Genomic DNA, 18,028 nt, shown 5'->3' with positions numbered 1-18,028 from the left:
ACGTGAACACGAAGTGACGCGAAACAAAAAAGAGCTGGTCCCTGAACCGAAGTTCGGGGACCAGCTCTCTCAATATTTGTTCGGCGGTGTCCTACTCTCCCACAGGGTCCCCCCTGCAGTACCATCGGCGCTGTAAGGCTTAGCTTCCGGGTTCGGAATGTAACCGGGCGTTTCCCTCACGCTATGACCACCGAAACACTATGAAACACTCAACCGCACCACGCCTGTGGCAAACGTGGGGTTGTTCGTGGTTTCAGAACCAACACAGTGGACGCGAGCAACTGAGGACAAGCCCTCGGCCTATTAGTACCAGTCACCTCCACCCGTTACCGGGCTTCCAGACCTGGCCTATCAACCCAGTCGTCTACTGGGAGCCTTACCCCATCAAGTGGGTGGGAGTCCTCATCTCGAAGCAGGCTTCCCGCTTAGATGCTTTCAGCGGTTATCCCTCCCGAACGTAGCCAACCAGCCATGCCCTTGGCAGAACAACTGGCACACCAGAGGTTCGTCCGTCCCGGTCCTCTCGTACTAGGGACAGCCCTTCTCAAGACTCCTACGCGCACAGCGGATAGGGACCGAACTGTCTCACGACGTTCTAAACCCAGCTCGCGTACCGCTTTAATGGGCGAACAGCCCAACCCTTGGGACCGACTCCAGCCCCAGGATGCGACGAGCCGACATCGAGGTGCCAAACCATCCCGTCGATATGGACTCTTGGGGAAGATCAGCCTGTTATCCCCGGGGTACCTTTTATCCGTTGAGCGACGGCGCTTCCACAAGCCACCGCCGGATCACTAGTCCCGACTTTCGTCCCTGCTCGACCCGTCGGTCTCACAGTCAAGCTCCCTTGTGCACTTACACTCAACACCTGATTGCCAACCAGGCTGAGGGAACCTTTGGGCGCCTCCGTTACCCTTTAGGAGGCAACCGCCCCAGTTAAACTACCCATCAGACACTGTCCCTGATCCGGATCACGGACCCAGGTTAGACATCCAGCACGACCAGACTGGTATTTCAACGACGACTCCACATGAACTGGCGTCCACGCTTCACAGTCTCCCAGCTATCCTACACAAGCCGAACCGAACACCAATATCAAACTGTAGTAAAGGTCCCGGGGTCTTTCCGTCCTGCTGCGCGAAACGAGCATCTTTACTCGTAGTGCAATTTCACCGGGCCTATGGTTGAGACAGTCGAGAAGTCGTTACGCCATTCGTGCAGGTCGGAACTTACCCGACAAGGAATTTCGCTACCTTAGGATGGTTATAGTTACCACCGCCGTTTACTGGCGCTTAAGTTCTCAGCTTCGCCCACCCGAAAGTGAGCTAACCGGTCCCCTTAACGTTCCAGCACCGGGCAGGCGTCAGTCCGTATACATCGCCTTACGGCTTCGCACGGACCTGTGTTTTTAGTAAACAGTCGCTTCTCGCTGGTCTCTGCGGCCACCCCCAGCTCACCAAGAAAATTGGATCACCAGGAATGGCCCCCTTCTCCCGAAGTTACGGGGGCATTTTGCCGAGTTCCTTAACCATAGTTCACCCGAACGCCTCGGTATTCTCTACCAGACCACCTGAGTCGGTTTAGGGTACGGGCCGCCATAAAACTCGCTAGAGGCTTTTCTCGACAGCATAGGATCATCCACTTCACCACAATCGGCTCGGCATCAGGTCTCACCCTGCAAGAGCGGCGGATTTACCTACCACTCGGGCTACACCCTTACCCCGGGACAACCACCGCCCGGGATGGACTACCTTCCTGCGTCACCCCATCACTCACCTACTAACCGCTTGGTTCAGCGGCTCCACCACTTTCCATTCCCCGAAGGGTCCGGAACGGCTTCACGGCCTTAGCATCACGATGCTCGATGTTTGACGCTTCACAGCGGGTACCGGAATATCAACCGGTTATCCATCGACTACGCCTGTCGACCTCGCCTTAGGTCCCGACTTACCCTGGGCAGATCAGCTTGACCCAGGAACCCTTAGTCAATCGGCGCACACGTTTCCCACGTGTGAATCGCTACTCATGCCTGCATTCTCACTCGTGAACCGTCCACAACTCGCTTCCGCGGCTGCTTCACCCGGCACACGACGCTCCCCTACCCATCCACACACCCGTTAGGGCCATATGTGTGAATGACACGACTTCGGCGGTACGCTTGAGCCCCGCTACATTGTCGGCGCGGAATCACTAGACCAGTGAGCTATTACGCACTCTTTCAAGGGTGGCTGCTTCTAAGCCAACCTCCTGGTTGTCTCTGCGACTCCACATCCTTTCCCACTTAGCGTACGCTTAGGGGCCTTAGTCGATGCTCTGGGCTGTTTCCCTCTCGACCATGGAGCTTATCCCCCACAGTCTCACTGCCGCGCTCTCACTTACCGGCATTCGGAGTTTGGCTAAGGTCAGTAACCCGGTAGGGCCCATCGCCTATCCAGTGCTCTACCTCCGGCAAGAAACACACGACGCTGCACCTAAATGCATTTCGGGGAGAACCAGCTATCACGGAGTTTGATTGGCCTTTCACCCCTAACCACAGGTCATCCCCCAGGTTTTCAACCCTGGTGGGTTCGGTCCTCCACGAAGTCTTACCTCCGCTTCAACCTGCCCATGGCTAGATCACTCCGCTTCGGGTCTTGAGCGCGCTACTACACCGCCCTATTCGGACTCGCTTTCGCTACGGCTTCCCCACACGGGTTAACCTCGCAACACACCGCAAACTCGCAGGCTCATTCTTCAAAAGGCACGCAGTCACGACGCAAGGAACAAGTTCCCTGCGCGACGCTCCCACGGCTTGTAGGCACACGGTTTCAGGTACTATTTCACTCCGCTCCCGCGGTACTTTTCACCATTCCCTCACGGTACTATCCGCTATCGGTCACCAGGGAATATTTAGGCTTAACGGGTGGTCCCGCCAGATTCACACGGGATTTCTCGGCCCCGTGCTACTTGGGTGTCTCTCAAACGAGCCGCTGACGTTTCGACTACGGGGGTCTTACCCTCTACGCCGGACCTTTCGCATGTCCTTCGCCTACATCAACGGTTTCTGACTCGTCCCACGGCCGGCAGACCGTGGAAGAGAGATCCCACAACCCCGTATACGCAACCCCTGCCGGGTCTCACACGCATACGGTTTGGCCTCATCCGGTTTCGCTCGCCACTACTCCCGGAATCACGGTTGTTTTCTCTTCCTGCGGGTACTGAGATGTTTCACTTCCCCGCGTTCCCTCCACATACCCTATGTGTTCAGGTATGGGTGACAGCCCATGACGACTGCCGGGTTTCCCCATTCGGAAACCCCCGGATCAAAGCCTGGTTGACGACTCCCCGGGGACTATCGTGGCCTCCCACGTCCTTCATCGGTTCCTGGTGCCAAGGCATCCACCGTGCGCCCTTAAAAACTTGGCCACAGATGCTCGCGTCCACTGTGCAGTTCTCAAACAACGACCAACCACCCGTCACACACCAACTACGTCAGTGCTTCACCGGGGCCGGCAACCCGAAGGACGAGCAACGCTCGCACCCTCAGACACCCAACAGCGTGCCCGACACACTCGCCTCTCTCATTCGCTTTCCACGCCGAAGCAGTACTTGCGAACCCGAGCAGGCCGAGTGTGCCGAATAATCAACGTTCCACCCATGAGCAACCACCGTCGAACATTTGCCGACGTAATGGCCTCTGACCTCGTCCCGAAGGACTCGGTAAGAAGTGCTCCTTAGAAAGGAGGTGATCCAGCCGCACCTTCCGGTACGGCTACCTTGTTACGACTTCGTCCCAATCGCCAGTCCCACCTTCGACAGCTCCCTCCCACAAGGGGTTGGGCCACCGGCTTCGGGTGTTACCGACTTTCGTGACGTGACGGGCGGTGTGTACAAGGCCCGGGAACGTATTCACCGCAGCAATGCTGATCTGCGATTACTAGCAACTCCGACTTCATGGGGTCGAGTTGCAGACCCCAATCCGAACTGAGACAGGCTTTTTGAGATTCGCTCCACCTCACGGTATCGCAGCTCATTGTACCTGCCATTGTAGCACGTGTGCAGCCCAAGACATAAGGGGCATGATGACTTGACGTCGTCCCCACCTTCCTCCGAGTTGACCCCGGCGGTCTCCTGTGAGTCCCCATCACCCCGAAGGGCATGCTGGCAACACAGAACAAGGGTTGCGCTCGTTGCGGGACTTAACCCAACATCTCACGACACGAGCTGACGACAGCCATGCACCACCTGTACACCGACCACAAGGGGGCGACCATCTCTGGCCGTTTCCGGTGTATGTCAAGCCTTGGTAAGGTTCTTCGCGTTGCGTCGAATTAAGCCACATGCTCCGCTGCTTGTGCGGGCCCCCGTCAATTCCTTTGAGTTTTAGCCTTGCGGCCGTACTCCCCAGGCGGGGAACTTAATGCGTTAGCTGCGGCACCGACGACGTGGAATGTCGCCAACACCTAGTTCCCACCGTTTACGGCGTGGACTACCAGGGTATCTAATCCTGTTCGCTCCCCACGCTTTCGCTCCTCAGCGTCAGTATCGGCCCAGAGATCCGCCTTCGCCACCGGTGTTCCTCCTGATATCTGCGCATTTCACCGCTACACCAGGAATTCCGATCTCCCCTACCGAACTCTAGCTAGCCCGTATCGAATGCAGAACCGGAGTTAAGCCCCGGTCTTTCACACCCGACGTGACAAGCCGCCTACGAGCTCTTTACGCCCAATAATTCCGGACAACGCTCGCGCCCTACGTATTACCGCGGCTGCTGGCACGTAGTTAGCCGGCGCTTCTTCTGCAGGTACCGTCACTTTCGCTTCTTCCCTGCTGAAAGAGGTTTACAACCCGAAGGCCGTCATCCCTCACGCGGCGTCGCTGCATCAGGCTTTCGCCCATTGTGCAATATTCCCCACTGCTGCCTCCCGTAGGAGTCTGGGCCGTGTCTCAGTCCCAGTGTGGCCGGTCGCCCTCTCAGGCCGGCTACCCGTCGTCGCCTTGGTGAGCCACTACCTCACCAACAAGCTGATAGGCCGCGGGCTCATCCTTCACCGCCGGAGCTTTCCACCACCAACAGATGCCTGTAGTAGTTGTATCCGGTATTAGACCCCGTTTCCAGGGCTTGTCCCAGAGTGAAGGGCAGATTGCCCACGTGTTACTCACCCGTTCGCCACTAATCCACCCCGAAGGGCTTCATCGTTCGACTTGCATGTGTTAAGCACGCCGCCAGCGTTCGTCCTGAGCCAGGATCAAACTCTCCGTGAATGTTTTCCCGTAATCGGGATGACACCACGAGAGCGGAACCAGGAGGAGGAATAATCCCCCCGGCTCACAGCGTCCTCGCTGTGTTATTTCAAAGGAACCTCGCCCTCCCGGAATCGGGAGAGACGGGGTATCAACATATCTGGCGTTGATTTTTGGCACGCTGTTGAGTTCTCAAGGAACGGACGCTTCCTTCGTACTCACCCGAGAGACTCTCTCGCGGCTTTCCTCCGGGCGCTTCCCTTCGGTGTTTCCGACTTTATCAGAGATTCTGAGTCGGAATTTCCATCCGGTCCGGGAGTGAATCCCCGATGCGTGGAGCACCCGGGTTCCCGTTCTGGTGGAGCCGTAAACGTACTGGAGCGGGGCGCCCCGATGCAAATCGAGGGGCCCCGCCCCGAGTTCACACCCACCACGGTCCGGGCGGCCGTGCGAACGGCCGTCCGTGACGGCGGGTCAGACCTCGACGACGACCGGGAGGATCATCGGCCTGCGCCGGTAGGTGTCCGAGACCCACTTGCCCAGCGTGCGCCGGATGAGTTGCTGCAGCTGGTGGGGCTCAACGACGCCGTCCTGAGCCGACCGCTCCAACACCTCCGTGATCCTCGGGGTCACATCGCCGAAGGCCGAGTCCTCGATGCCCGAGCCGCGGGCCTGGATGTGCGGGCCGCCCGTGATCTTGCCCGTCGACGAGTCGACCACGACGAAGACCGAGATGATGCCCTCGTCACCGAGGATCTTGCGGTCCTTGAGCGCGGGTTCGCCGACGCCTCCGACCGAGAGGCCGTCGACGTAGACGTAACCGGCCTGGACCTTGCCGGAGATCTTCGCCCTGCCCTCGACGAGGTCGACGACCACGCCGTCCTCCGCGATGACGATCCGGTCGTGCGGGACGCCCGTCATGGCGCCCAGCTCCGCGTTCGCGCGCAGGTGGCGCCATTCGCCGTGGACCGGCATCAGGTTCTTCGGCCGGCAGATGTTGTAGAAGTACAGGAGCTCGCCCGCGGACGCGTGGCCCGAGACGTGCACCTTGGCGTTGCCCTTGTGGACGACGTTCGCGCCCCAGCGGGTCAGGCCGTTGATGACGCGGTAGACCGCGTTCTCGTTGCCCGGGATCAGCGATGACGCCAGGATCACCGTGTCGCCCTGGACGATGCGGATCTGGTGGTCCCGGTTGGCCATGCGGGACAGGGCCGCCATCGGTTCGCCCTGGGAGCCCGTGCAGACCAGCACGACCTCGTCGTCAGGGAGGTCGTCCAGCGTCTTGACGTCCACGACCAGCCCCGGCGGGACTCGGAGGTAGCCCAGGTCCCGGGCGATGCCCATGTTGCGCACCATCGAGCGGCCGACGAAGGCGACCCGTCGGCCGAACTCGTGGGCCGCGTCGAGGATCTGCTGGATGCGGTGGACGTGGCTGGCGAAGCTGGCCACGATGATCCGCTTGCGGGCGCTCGCGAAGACCTGACGCAGGACGTTGGAGATGTCGCGCTCGTGCGGGGTGAAGCCGGGGACCTCGGCGTTCGTGGAGTCGGTGAGGAGGAGGTCGATGCCTTCCTCGCTCAGCCGGGCGAACGCGTGCAGATCCGTGAGGCGGTTGTCCAGCGGGAGCTGGTCCATCTTGAAGTCGCCCGTGTGGACCACCATGCCCGCCGGGGTGCGGATGGCGACGGCCAGGGCGTCGGGGATGGAGTGGTTGACCGCGATGAACTCGCAGTCGAAGGGACCAATGCGCTCGCGGTTCCCCTCGGCCACCTCCAGGGTGTAGGGACGGATGCGGTGCTCCTGGAGCTTGGCCTCGATGAGGGCGAGGGTCAGCTTGGAGCCGATCAGCGGGATGTCCGGCTTCTCGCGGAGCAGGTAGGGGACGCCGCCGATGTGGTCCTCGTGGCCGTGTGTGAGGACGATGCCGTCGATGTCGTCGAGGCGGTCCCTGACGGAGGAGAAGTCCGGCAGGATCAGATCGATTCCGGGCTGCTCCTCCTCGGGGAAGAGCACTCCGCAGTCGACGATCAGCAGGCGGCCGCCGTACTCGAATACGGTCATGTTCCGGCCGATTTCGCCGAGGCCACCGAGCGGGGTGACCCGCAGGCCGCCCTCGGGGAGCTTCGGCGGCGGGCCGAGTTCAGGATGCGGATGACTCAAAAGACTCTCCTCACCACACACGCCACGTACCTGTAGGGCACGTGGCGCGCATGACGTTCGTGCAAAAGCAGTTGTCAGTGTGGGACGCAGGCACCTGTGTCCTGCCTATTCAGTTGTGAAGTCCGTTGTCAGAGCTGTACCCCGCCGGCGGCAAGATCGATCTTGAGCTGGGCGGTCTCCTCGGGCGTGAGCTCGACCATGGGGGCGCGCAGGGGGCCTGCGGGCAGGCCCTGGAGTGCGAGCGCCGCCTTGGTGGTCATCACCCCCTGGGTGCGGAACATGCCCGTGAAGACCGGGAGCAGCTTCTGGTGGATCTCGGTGGCCTTCTGGACGTCACCGGAGATGTACGCCTCGACCAGGGCGCGCAGCTCGGGGGTGACGACGTGGCCGACGACCGAGACGAAGCCGACCGCACCCACGGAGAGGAGCGGCAGGTTCAGCATGTCGTCGCCGGAGTACCAGGCGAGGCCGGACTGGGCGATGGCCCAGCTGGCGCGGCCGAGGTCGCCCTTGGCGTCCTTGTTGGCGACGATCCTCGGGTGCTCCGCGAGGCGGACGAGTGTCTCGGTGTTGATCGGGACGCCGCTGCGGCCGGGGATGTCGTACAGCATGACCGGCAGCTCCGCGGCGTCGGCGACGGCCGTGAAGTGCCGGTAGAGGCCCTCCTGCGGGGGCTTGTTGTAGTACGGCGTGACGACGAGCAGGCCGTGCGCGCCCACCTTCTCGGCGGCGTGTGCCAGCTCGATGCTGTGGTGGGTGTCGTTCGTGCCGACGCCGGCGACGACGTGGGCGCGGTCGCCCACGGCCTCCAGGACGGCCCGTACGAGATCCGATTTCTCCGCGTTGCTGGTGGTGGGGGACTCTCCGGTGGTGCCGTTGATGATCAGGCCGTCGTTGCCTGCGTCCACCAGGTGGGTGGCGAGCCGCTGTGCGCCGTCGAGGTCGAGTGCGCCGTCCGCCGTGAAGGGCGTGACCATGGCGGTGAGGACCCGCCCGAAGGGGGTCTGCGGAGTGGAGGTCGGAGCCATGGGTAACACGCTACTCGCTGCTCAAGGCGCGGTCTGCCCGCGGGGGGCCGTAAAAGTCCGGACAAAGGTGGAACCCGGCACTGCCTGCTCGGGGGTTCAAGCAGTGCCGGGTCCGTTTGATCAGGCTAGATGAACTTCGCGAAATGCCGCAATCCGGGCGCCTCTCTCGGTTGACCCGTACATGCGTGTCCCAGGCGACCGGAGCCGTCGCGATAGGGGTCCCCGTGGGTACTACGGGGCGATCCGGCCGTTGGCATTGAAGGCGGCGTGCGTCAGCGGCATCAGCCTGGCCCACTCCGCCTCCATCTTCTCGCCGACCATCTCGATCTCCCGTTGCGGGAAGGACGGGACCTTGGCGAGCTCGTGCTGGGTGCGCAGGCCGAGGAAGTGCATGAGCGAGCGGGCGTTGCAGGTGGCGTACATCGAGGAGTACAGGCCGACCGGGAGGACCGAACGGGCGACCTCGCGGGCGACGCCGGCGGCGAGCATCTCCTGATACGCCTCGTACGCGTGTACGTACGTGTCCTCCATGACCCGGCCGACCAGCTCCTGCTGTGCCTGGGTGCCCTCCACGAAGACGTACTTTCCGGGGCGGCCCTCCTGGACGAGCTTGCGGGACTCATCGGGGACGTAGAAGACCGGCTGGAGCTCGCGGTAGCGCCCGCTCTCCTCGTTGTAGCTCCAGCCCACCCTGTGCCGCATGAACTCGCGGAAGACGAAGATCGGGGCGCTGATGAAGAACGTCATCGAGTTGTGCTCGAAGGGGCTGCCGTGCCGGTCCCGCATCAGGTAGTTGATCAGGCCCTTGGAGCGCTCCGGGTCCTTCTTCAGCTCGTCCAGGGACTGCTCGCCCGCGGTGGAGACGCGAGCGGCCCACAGCACGTCGGAGTCGGCCGCGCTGTGCTTGACCAGCTCGACGGTGACGTCGCTGCGGATGCTCGGCTTGAGTTCGTCGGCGGGGGTGTCGGTCACGGCTCGGAGGGTCCTTCCATCACGTCTCTCGGGCGGCGTCCACTCTACGGTCCGGCACTGACAACGGGGCGTTCGGTGGCGGGCCACGACATTCGCCGGCGAACTTCTGTGAAATCGGCGATATCGGGCACCTTCTGAGGGTTTCGCACGTCTGTGTAGGTGACCGCGACCGTTCGAGTCGCCAGGTCCGTCACAAGGTCCCGAAGGAGAAGCGCACCCCATGTTCCGTCGGCGCGAGCCCGTACCGTTCGCCTTCATCGCCGAAGCCGACAGGTTCCGCAGCAATGTCACTCCCCCGCCCCGTGAGCGGACCTCCGCGCGCGAGAGGGCCGGGCGCTGGCTGATAGGTCTCACCGTCGTCGCGGGGCTCGTGGGCTCCGTGCTCCTCGGGATGCCCGCGCTGTCCCCCGACCAGTCGCCCGCGCACGAGTCACAGGCGTCCCAGAACCGCTGACCACGGGCCGCTCAGGCCAGCCGCCCGGGCCGGCCGCCCGAATGGCACGGTGCGCACCCCCATGGACCCCCGCGGGTGGTGGGCCCGCATCCGGCTCGATAGCCTCACTCGGCGATGTCCCCCGCATCGATTGAGTCTGGACTGAGTGAGGATCTGTCGTGCCCCTGCCCTTCCTGACCGCCGATCGCGCTTTTGACGAGGCGGTGGACGACCAGGCGCTGCCGTTCGACGACCGCGACCGCTGGCGGCGGCCCTACCGACCTGGCCCGTGGCGGGTGAGCGCGGCCGCGATCCTGCTTCTGCTCGCCTCGTACGTGCTGTTCGCGGCGGTCATCATCACGGTGGCCGGGACCCTGGCCGCCGGCGCGTTCTGCTTCGGGCTGGCGCTGTGCATCATCGCCGGCGCCCTGCGGCTGCTGCGCATGGGAACCTGGGTGAGCGGGCGGGGGCTGCGCAAGGTGAGCTTCTTGGCCACGCGCACGACGCCCTGGGAGCAGGTCGCCTCGGCACGGACGGTGCAGCAGCCGGTGCGCTGGCTCGGGCTGCCGCGCACGCTCCAGGGGCAGGCCCTCGTCCTCGAACGCAAGGGCCGGGCATCCGGGGCCGTGCTGCCGCTGATGACCTCGCACGACGCCGACTTCCTGGCCCGCCCGGATGCCTTCGACCGGGCGACGGACACGGTGGAGGCGTGGGCCTCGGAGTACACGCGGGGCGCCTGACCGTTCGGTTGCGGTGGTGTCCCCGGGACCACCGCAACCATCAATTGCGGAACCACAACGGCGATCATCCAGCTCCGCGAGAGCGGCGCCGGTTTAGGCGCAAAGAGGGGCCGTGGAGCGCGATCGCCCGTTGCATCGCCTTGCGCGCCCGGGGTGTGTCCCGGGCGTCGCGGTAGGCGATGGCGAGGCGGAACCAGCTGCGCCAGTCGTCGGGGGCGTCCTCGGTCTCGGCCCTGCGCCGGGCGAAGACCTCGTCGGCCGAGTCACGGTCGATACGGCCGCCCGCGGTGCGCCTCAACTCGTCGACGGGCAGGCCCCCCTCGGCGTCGAGTTCGGCGGCGAGCTGGTTGGCCTTGTGGACGAACTGGGTGTTCTTCCACAGGAACCACAGACCGATCCCCGGCAGGATCAGCACCGCCACACCGAAGACGATCGTGACGGGTGTGCCGGCCTCGATCAGCAGGATGCCGCGGCTGCCGACCAGGACGAAGTAGACCAGCAGGACGGCTGCCGTGACGGCGTACGTGATCTTCGCGCGCATGATGGTTCCCAGCCGCTCAGCTCAGGTCGAGGAAGTGCTCGAGGCCGAAGGTGAGGCCCGGGGCGGTCACCACGCGGCGGGCGCCCAGCAGGATGCCCGGCATGAAGCTGCTGTGGTGGAGGGAGTCGTGGCGGACGGTGAGGATCTCGCCCTCGCCGCCGAGGAGAACCTCCTGGTGGGCGAGGAGGCCACGGAGGCGTACGGCGTGGACGGGCACCCCGTCGACGTCCGCGCCCCGGGCGCCGTCCAGGCCGCTCACCGTGGCGTCGGGCTGCGGGGCGCTGCCGGCACGCTCGCGGGCGGCGGCGATGAGCTGGGCGGTGCGCATGGCGGTGCCGCTGGGGGCGTCCACCTTGTTCGGGTGGTGCAGCTCGACGACCTCGACGGACTCGAAGTAGGGCGCGGCCTTCTCGGCGAACTTCATGGTCAGCACGGCCCCGATGGAGAAGTTGGGGGCGATGAGCACGCCCGTCTCCGGGGAGCGGTCCAGCCAGCCCCGCAGCTGCGCGAGGCGCTCGTCGGTCCAGCCCGTGGTCCCGACGACCGCGTGGATGCCGTGGCGTACGCAGAAGTCGAGGTTGCCCATGACCGAGGCGGGGGTGGTCAGCTCGACCGCGACCTGGGCTCCCGTGTCGGCGAGCGTCTCCAGTTTGTCGCCGCGGCCGAGGGCGGCCACCAGTTCCATGTCCTCGGCGGCCTCGACGGCCCGTACCGCCTCGGATCCGATACGGCCCTTGGCGCCGAGGACCGCCACGCGCAGCTTGCTCATGTTGTTGCTTCCTTACGGGAATGCGGGCTTACGGGAATGCGGGTTGTCGAGGACGTACGCGAACCTGCCGGCGATGCGTGCCGTCGTGCTTCACGCGACCGCGTCGTGCAGCCGGGAGGCCTGCTTGTCCTTGAGCGGGCCGATGACGGACAGCGAGGGGCGCTGTCCCAGGATGTCGCGGGCCACGGACCGGACGTCGTCCGGGGTGACCGCTGCTATCCGGGCCAGCATGTCGTCGACGGACATCTGCTCGCCCCAGCACAGCTCGCTCTTGCCGATACGGTTCATCAGCGCGCCGGTGTCCTCCAGGCCGAGGACCGTGGAGCCGCGGAGCTGGCCGATGGCGCGGTCGATCTCGTCGTCCGGCAGCCCGCGCTCGGCGACCTGGTCGAGCTCGTCCCGGCAGATCTTCAGCACGTCGTGGACCTGGGACGGCCGGCAGCCCGCGTACACGCCGAAGAGACCGCAGTCGGCGAAGCCCGAGGTGTACGAGTACACGCTGTACGCCAGGCCGCGCTTCTCCCTGACCTCCTGGAACAGTCGGGAGGACATGCCGCCGCCGAGCGCGGTGTTGAGGACGCCGAGGGCCCAGCGGCGCTCGTCGGTGCGGGCCAGACCGGGCATGCCGAGGACGACGTGGGCCTGCTCGGTCTTGCGGCCGAGGAGCTCGACGCGGCCGGCCGTGCGGATGGTGCGGCGGCCGTCGCGCGGGGCGATCGGGGTGGCGTCGGGCCGCTTGAGGGCGCCGGCCTGCTCGAAGGCGGCGCGGACCTGTCGTACGACCTTGTTGTGGTCGACGTTGCCCGCGGCCGCGACGACGAGGTGCGTCGGGTCGTAGTGCTTGCGGTAGAAGCGGCGGATGCGGTCGGCGGTGAGGGCGTTGACCGTGTCGACCGTGCCGAGGACCGGGCGGCCGAGGGGGTTGTCGCCGAACATCGTGTGCGCGAACAGGTCGTGCACGCAGTCGCCCGGGTCGTCCTCCGTCATGGCGATCTCTTCGAGGATGGCGCCGCGCTCGACGTTGACGTCCTCTTCGAGGATGAGCGAGCCGGTGAGCATGTCGCAGACGACGTCGATGGCGAGCGGCAGGTCGGTGTCGAGTACGCGCGCGTAGTAGCACGTGTACTCCTTCGCCGTGAACGCGTTCATCTCGCCGCCGACCGCGTCGATGGCGGCGGAGATGTCGAGCGCGCTGCGCCGTGTGGTGCCCTTGAAGAGGAGGTGCTCCAGATAGTGCGTGGCGCCGTTCAGCGCGGGCGTCTCGTCGCGGGAGCCCACGTGCGCCCAGATCCCGAAGGTGGCGGAGCGCACGGACGGCAGGGTCTCGGTGACGATGCGCAGGCCGCCGGGGAGGGTGGTCTTACGGACCGTACCGATGCCGTTGCTGCCCTTGATGAGGGTTTGGGTACGGGCGACGGCCCGCGCCTCGGAGGAGGTGCGGGCCGTCGTCAGGGAGCTACGCGACGTCACTTGTCGCCGTCGTCCTTCTTCTCGTCGGAGCCGCTGTCGGACTCGCCCTCGCCCTCGATCACGGGGATGAGGGAGAGCTTGCCGCGGGAGTCGATCTCGGCGATCTCGACCTGGACCTTCTGGCCCACGCCGACGACGTCCTCGACGTTCTCCACGCGCTTGCCGCCGGCGAGCTTGCGGATCTGCGAGATGTGCAGCAGACCGTCCTTGCCCGGGAGCAGCGAGACGAACGCACCGAACGTGGTCGTCTTCACGACCGTGCCCAGGTAGCGCTCGCCGACCTCCGGCATGGTCGGGTTGGCGATGCCGTTGATCGTGGTGCGGGCGGCCTCGGCGGCCGGGCCGTCGGCGGCACCGATGTAGATCGTGCCGTCGTCCTCGATCGTGATCTCGGCGCCGGTGTCCTCCTGGATCTGGTTGATCATCTTGCCCTTGGGGCCGATGACCTCGCCGATCTTGTCGACCGGGATCTTCACGGTGATGATCCGCGGTGCGTTCGGGGACATCTCGTCGGGCGTGTCGATCGCTTCCATCATCACGTCGAGGATGTGGAGGCGGGCGTCACGGGCCTGCTTCAGCGCGGCGGCCAGGACGGAGGCCGGGATGCCGTCCAGCTTGGTGTCGAGCTGGAGGGCGGTCACGAACTCCTTCGTGCCGGCGACCTTGAAGTCCATGTCACCGAAGGCGTCCTCCGCACCGAGGATGTCGGTCAGGGTGACGTAGTGCGTCTCGCCGTCGACCTCCTGGGAGATCAGGCCCATGGCGATACCGGCGACGGGGGCCTTCAGCGGCACACCGGCGTTCAGCAGCGACATGGTGGAGGCGCACACCGAGCCCATGGACGTCGAGCCGTTCGAGCTCAGGGCCTCGGACACCTGGCGGATCGCGTAGGGGAACTCCTCTCGCGTCGGCAGGACCGGGACCAGGGCGCGCTCGGCGAGGGCACCGTGGCCGATCTCGCGGCGCTTGGGGGAGCCGACGCGGCCGGTCTCGCCGGTGGAGTACGGCGGGAAGTTGTAGTTGTGCATGTAGCGCTTGCGGGTCACCGGGGAGAGGGTGTCCAGCTGCTGCTCCATGCGGAGCATGTTGAGGGTGGTGACGCCCAGGATCTGGGTCTCGCCACGCTCGAACACGGCGGAACCGTGCACCCGCGGGATGGCCTCGACCTCGGCGGCCAGCGTACGGATGTCCGTCACGCCACGGCCGTCGATGCGCTTCTTCTCCTTGATCACGCGCTCGCGGACCAGCTGCTTGGTGAGCGAGCGGTACGCGGCGGAGATCTCCTTCTCACGTCCCTCGAAGTCGGGCAGCAGCTTCTCGGCGGCCAGGCCCTTCACGCGGTCGAGCTCGGTCTCGCGCTCCTGCTTGCCGGCGATGGTGAGCGCCTGGGCGAGCTCGGTGCGGACCGCGGCGGAGAGCGCCTCGAACACGTCGTCCTGGTAGTCCAGGAAGATCGGGAACTCGCCGGTCGGCTTGGCGGCCTTCGCGGCGAGGTCGGCCTGGGCCTTGCACAGGACCTTGATGAAGGGCTTCGCGGCCTCCAGACCGGCGGCGACGACCTCCTCGGTGGGGGCCTCGGCGCCGCCCTTGACCAGCTTGATGGTCCCCTCGGTGGCCTCGGCCTCGACCATCATGATCGCGACGTCGCCGTCCTCCAGGGTGCGGCCCGCGACGACCATGTCGAAGACGGCGTCCTCGAGCTCGGTGTGCGTCGGGAAGGCCACCCACTGGCCGCGGATCAGAGCGACGCGGACGCCGCCGATCGGGCCGGAGAAGGGCAGGCCGGCCAGCTGCGTGGACGCGGAGGCGGCGTTGATGGCCACGACGTCGTACAGGTGGTCGGGGTTGAGCGCCATGATGGTGGCGACGACCTGGATCTCGTTGCGCAGGCCCTTCTTGAAGGACGGGCGCAGCGGGCGGTCGATGAGGCGGCAGGTGAGGATGGCGTCCTCGGAGGGCCGGCCCTCACGGCGGAAGAAGGAACCGGGGATCTTCCCGGCCGCGTACATCCGCTCCTCGACGTCGACCGTCAGCGGGAAGAAGTCGAGCTGGTCCTTGGGGTTCTTGGATGCGGTGGTGGCCGACAGCACCATGGTGTCGTCGTCCAGGTACGCCACGGCGGAGCCGGCGGCCTGCTTGGCCAGGCGGCCCGTCTCGAAGCGGATGGTGCGGGTGCCGAAGGTGCCGTTGTCGATGACGGCCTCGGCGTAGTGGGTCTCGTTCTCCACTAGCGTTTTCTCCGTTACATATCGTCTTTCGTCCCTGGTCCCGCCCGTGTGGCAGGGGGACGGTGGTGGAGAAGCGCTCCGTCTGGTGCGGGCCGGTCTTCGATCGAAGCACCCGGGGCTCACTTCCCCCCGGGGGCCACTACCGAGGACCGGCGGCGGCGAGGCGCGCTTCTCCTCGTTCGGTGTGGGTGAGGTCATCCGGGTGTCCGCTCGTGTCCCGGTTGCCGTCACGCTGTGTCGTGTGTACTGCGTTGTGCTACCACCCTACAAAGCGGCGGTGACACTCCGCACGTTCCGCACGTACAGCAAAGGGAGCGGTCCCCCACCTCCGGGAACCGCTCCCTTCACGGCGTCTTACTTGGCGCCCGCCGCACCGCGGCGGATGCCGAGGCGGTCGACCAGCGTACGGAAGCGCTGGATGTCCTTCTTGGCGAGGTACTGCAGCAGGCGGCGGCGCTGACCGACCAGGATCAGCAGGCCACGGCGGGAGTGGTGGTCGTGCTTGTGGGTCTTCAGGTGCTCGGTCAGGTCGGAGATCCGACGCGACAGCATGGCCACCTGGACCTCGGGGGAGCCGGTGTCACCCTCCTTGGTACCGAACTCGGCCATGATCTGCTTCTTCGTGGCGGTATCGAGCGACACGCGTACTCCTTGTGAGTCTTCTTTGTTGCCACCGAGTGCCCCCTGGTCTTCTTCTCAGGGGAGCTTCCGTGACTCGGGAGGCGGGGATCCGTCCGGCGCGGTCTCCGGCAGGTACCGCGAACGCGCACACAAACGGCCGTCACACAGCGTACCAGCCCGGAAGTGTCCGGATTTCCGCCGTGGCCCGCGGGGCTCAGACGCCGCCGCGGACCTTGCCGTAGACATCGAGGACGGCCAGGCAGACCGGGATCAGGGAGAGCAGCACCAGCGAGTCCGCGAGGTCCAGCATGCGGCCCCAGAAGGGGGAGAGCCCCTTCTGCGGGACGATCAGCGCGATCGCGATCAGCAGCAGCACACCCGCCGCGACCGAGGCGCCGAGCCACAGGGTGCGTACGTCGACGGGGCCGGTGTTGCCCTGGACCAGTTCGAGGATGATGTCGGCCGGGGGCGAGATCGCGAGGCCGAGGATCAGCAGACCGAGCGTGCCGACACCGGCCACGAACAGGCAGGTGACCTGGGCGGTGTACCGGAACAGGCGCGCCCGCAGCATCGCGGCGACGCCGGTGCACAGGGCGAGCAGCTGTGCCCAGCCGCTGTCGCTGAAGCCGAGCACCGCGCCGCCCGCGCCGACGATGACGGCGGCGCAGCCGCCCACCAGGCCGAGCAGCAGTTCGTGGCCGCGGCTGGTCTGGGCGACGATGCGCTGGACGTCGACGGCCTCGAGGTCGCCCTCCTGGCCCTCGCGACGGGCCCTGGCCAGGTCCTCCGGGTTGCGGAAACCGATCGGCAGCTTGGCGAAGCGGGCCGACCAGCCGGGCAGGAAGCCGACGACAGCCAGGGCGACGACCGAGGTGCCGGCGGCGATCTCCCGCGGCTCCGCCTCGGTGAGCACACCGCAGAACACGGCGAGCGTGCCGATCGCGGAGGCAAGCGCGGCGGCCACGAAGGGGGCGTCCCCCTGCGGCAGCAGCATGATCAGGATGACGGAGAAGAGCAGGACGGCGACACAGCCGACGAGGAACTGGATCCTGCCCGGGCCCTCCCCCGGGTCCTGGGAGATGACGCCGGAGCCCGCGATGAGGGCGTGCGGCAGCGCCGAGATACCGAGTGCGACCGCGCTGCCGCGGTCGTCGTACACCCGGGCCCGTACGCCGGCGAGTGCCGTCAGGGTCACCGCGGCGACGCCGGCGAGGATCCCCTGCAGGCCGTGCATGTCGTGCCGTACCGGGTCCGCGAACCAGAAGACGAAGCCGAGCATGACCAGCAGCAGAGCGCCGGAGACAAGACCGGCGATCCGCATGAGGTTGTCGTTCCAGCTGCGGCTGTCCTGCTTGACCGCGGCGGCGATCGCGTCCACCACGTCGTCGTGGACGGCCGGCGGCAGTGAGTCGGCGAAGGTGCGCAGCAGCAGCACCTCGCCGTCCCTGACCCTGTGCTCCAGCAACGAACGGCTCGCGTCGAGGACTTCGCCCTCGCGGCGTACCAAGTGGTAGCCGGCGGGGCTGGTGTCCGACTGGACCAGGCCCGAGAGCCTGACGATCTCAGGAAACAGGTCCTGGATCGGCAGATCCTCAGGCAGAGCCACATCGACTCGGCTGTCCGGCGCTGCGATGGTGATTCGGCAGAAACCTGTCGAAGTCCCCGTGCTCACCTGGTACATCCCCCTGTGGAAAAGGCTTCTTCGCGCCGTTCGTACGACGCGGAGCGCCACCATATCCGCTACGGCAGGCGCAACAGGGCCTGCCTCCCTCAATTCTCCCCGGACCCCCTCGGCATCTCCATCCTCCTGGCGCCCTGGCGCACTGCTCGCATCAGTAGGATC

11 protein-coding genes and 3 rRNA genes are annotated in these 18,028 nt (G+C 65.6%); 2 read left to right on the top strand and 12 right to left on the bottom strand.

The features are described from left to right. Positions 1–78: 78 nt before the first annotated feature. From rrf to thyX, 6 genes are all read right to left on the bottom strand, one after another. Positions 79–195: ribosomal RNA gene (rrf, locus tag E0500_RS19065) — 5S ribosomal RNA — on the bottom strand. An 88-nt stretch (positions 196–283) separates the two neighbouring features. Further along, positions 284–3,405 (bottom strand): 23S ribosomal RNA (locus E0500_RS19060). Positions 3,406–3,717: 312 nt separating this feature from the next. After that, a 16S ribosomal RNA gene (locus E0500_RS19055) occupies positions 3,718–5,244 on the bottom strand. Together the 16S, 23S and 5S rRNA genes form the textbook arrangement of a ribosomal RNA operon. A gap of 453 nt (positions 5,245–5,697) precedes the next feature. Continuing rightward, positions 5,698–7,383, bottom strand: coding sequence for a ribonuclease J (locus tag E0500_RS19050; protein ID WP_131566383.1), 1,686 nt, complete (start codon positions 7,381–7,383; stop codon positions 5,698–5,700). A gap of 128 nt (positions 7,384–7,511) precedes the next feature. Next, on the bottom strand, positions 7,512–8,411 hold the full coding sequence (gene dapA / locus E0500_RS19045; RefSeq protein ID WP_131566380.1) for a 4-hydroxy-tetrahydrodipicolinate synthase: 900 nt from the start codon (positions 8,409–8,411) through the stop codon (positions 7,512–7,514). A 231-nt stretch (positions 8,412–8,642) separates the two neighbouring features. Next, complete coding sequence (gene thyX / locus E0500_RS19040) at positions 8,643–9,383, bottom strand: FAD-dependent thymidylate synthase (protein WP_131566377.1); 741 nt, start codon at positions 9,381–9,383, stop codon at positions 8,643–8,645. A 220-nt stretch (positions 9,384–9,603) separates the two neighbouring features. Between thyX and E0500_RS19035 the strand changes: the two genes are divergently transcribed. Then, positions 9,604–9,837: a hypothetical protein gene (locus E0500_RS19035; protein ID WP_131566374.1), complete on the top strand. Its 234-nt coding sequence runs from the start codon at positions 9,604–9,606 to the stop codon at positions 9,835–9,837. A 158-nt stretch (positions 9,838–9,995) separates the two neighbouring features. Continuing rightward, positions 9,996–10,556, top strand: coding sequence for a hypothetical protein (locus E0500_RS19030; protein ID WP_131566370.1), 561 nt, complete (start codon positions 9,996–9,998; stop codon positions 10,554–10,556). 64 nt (positions 10,557–10,620) lie between these two features. Here the strand turns inward: E0500_RS19030 and E0500_RS19025 are convergent, their stop codons facing one another. The 6 genes from E0500_RS19025 to eccD form a co-directional block, all read right to left on the bottom strand. Next, positions 10,621–11,097, bottom strand: coding sequence for a hypothetical protein (locus E0500_RS19025; RefSeq protein WP_131566366.1), 477 nt, complete (start codon positions 11,095–11,097; stop codon positions 10,621–10,623). A 16-nt stretch (positions 11,098–11,113) separates the two neighbouring features. Next, positions 11,114–11,866: a 4-hydroxy-tetrahydrodipicolinate reductase gene (gene dapB / locus E0500_RS19020; protein WP_131566363.1), complete on the bottom strand. Its 753-nt coding sequence runs from the start codon at positions 11,864–11,866 to the stop codon at positions 11,114–11,116. A gap of 90 nt (positions 11,867–11,956) precedes the next feature. Next, positions 11,957–13,336 carry a pitrilysin family protein gene (locus E0500_RS19015; RefSeq protein ID WP_131566360.1) on the bottom strand — a complete coding sequence of 460 codons (1,380 nt, stop codon included), beginning with the start codon at positions 13,334–13,336 and terminating at the stop codon, positions 11,957–11,959. Continuing rightward, the gene (locus E0500_RS19010; protein ID WP_131566357.1) at positions 13,333–15,564 is read right to left on the bottom strand and encodes a polyribonucleotide nucleotidyltransferase; all 2,232 of its coding nucleotides are present in this window, start codon (positions 15,562–15,564) and stop codon (positions 13,333–13,335) included. The genes E0500_RS19015 and E0500_RS19010 overlap by 4 nt, the downstream gene beginning before the upstream one ends. A gap of 354 nt (positions 15,565–15,918) precedes the next feature. Further along, entirely contained in the window at positions 15,919–16,206 is a 288-nt protein-coding gene (gene rpsO, locus E0500_RS19005) for a 30S ribosomal protein S15 (protein WP_131566354.1), read from the bottom strand. Between the two features lie 193 nt (positions 16,207–16,399). Further along, positions 16,400–17,857: a type VII secretion integral membrane protein EccD gene (eccD, locus tag E0500_RS19000; RefSeq protein ID WP_131566351.1), complete on the bottom strand. Its 1,458-nt coding sequence runs from the start codon at positions 17,855–17,857 to the stop codon at positions 16,400–16,402. Between the last annotated feature and the right edge of the window lie 171 nt (positions 17,858–18,028).

The organism is Streptomyces sp. KM273126 (assembly GCF_004337435.2).
In the GTDB taxonomy this organism is placed as follows: domain Bacteria; phylum Actinomycetota; class Actinomycetes; order Streptomycetales; family Streptomycetaceae; genus Streptomyces; species Streptomyces acidicola.
The sequence above is the reverse complement of the archived record's forward strand: the minus strand, read 5'-3'. Positions and strand labels throughout refer to the sequence as shown.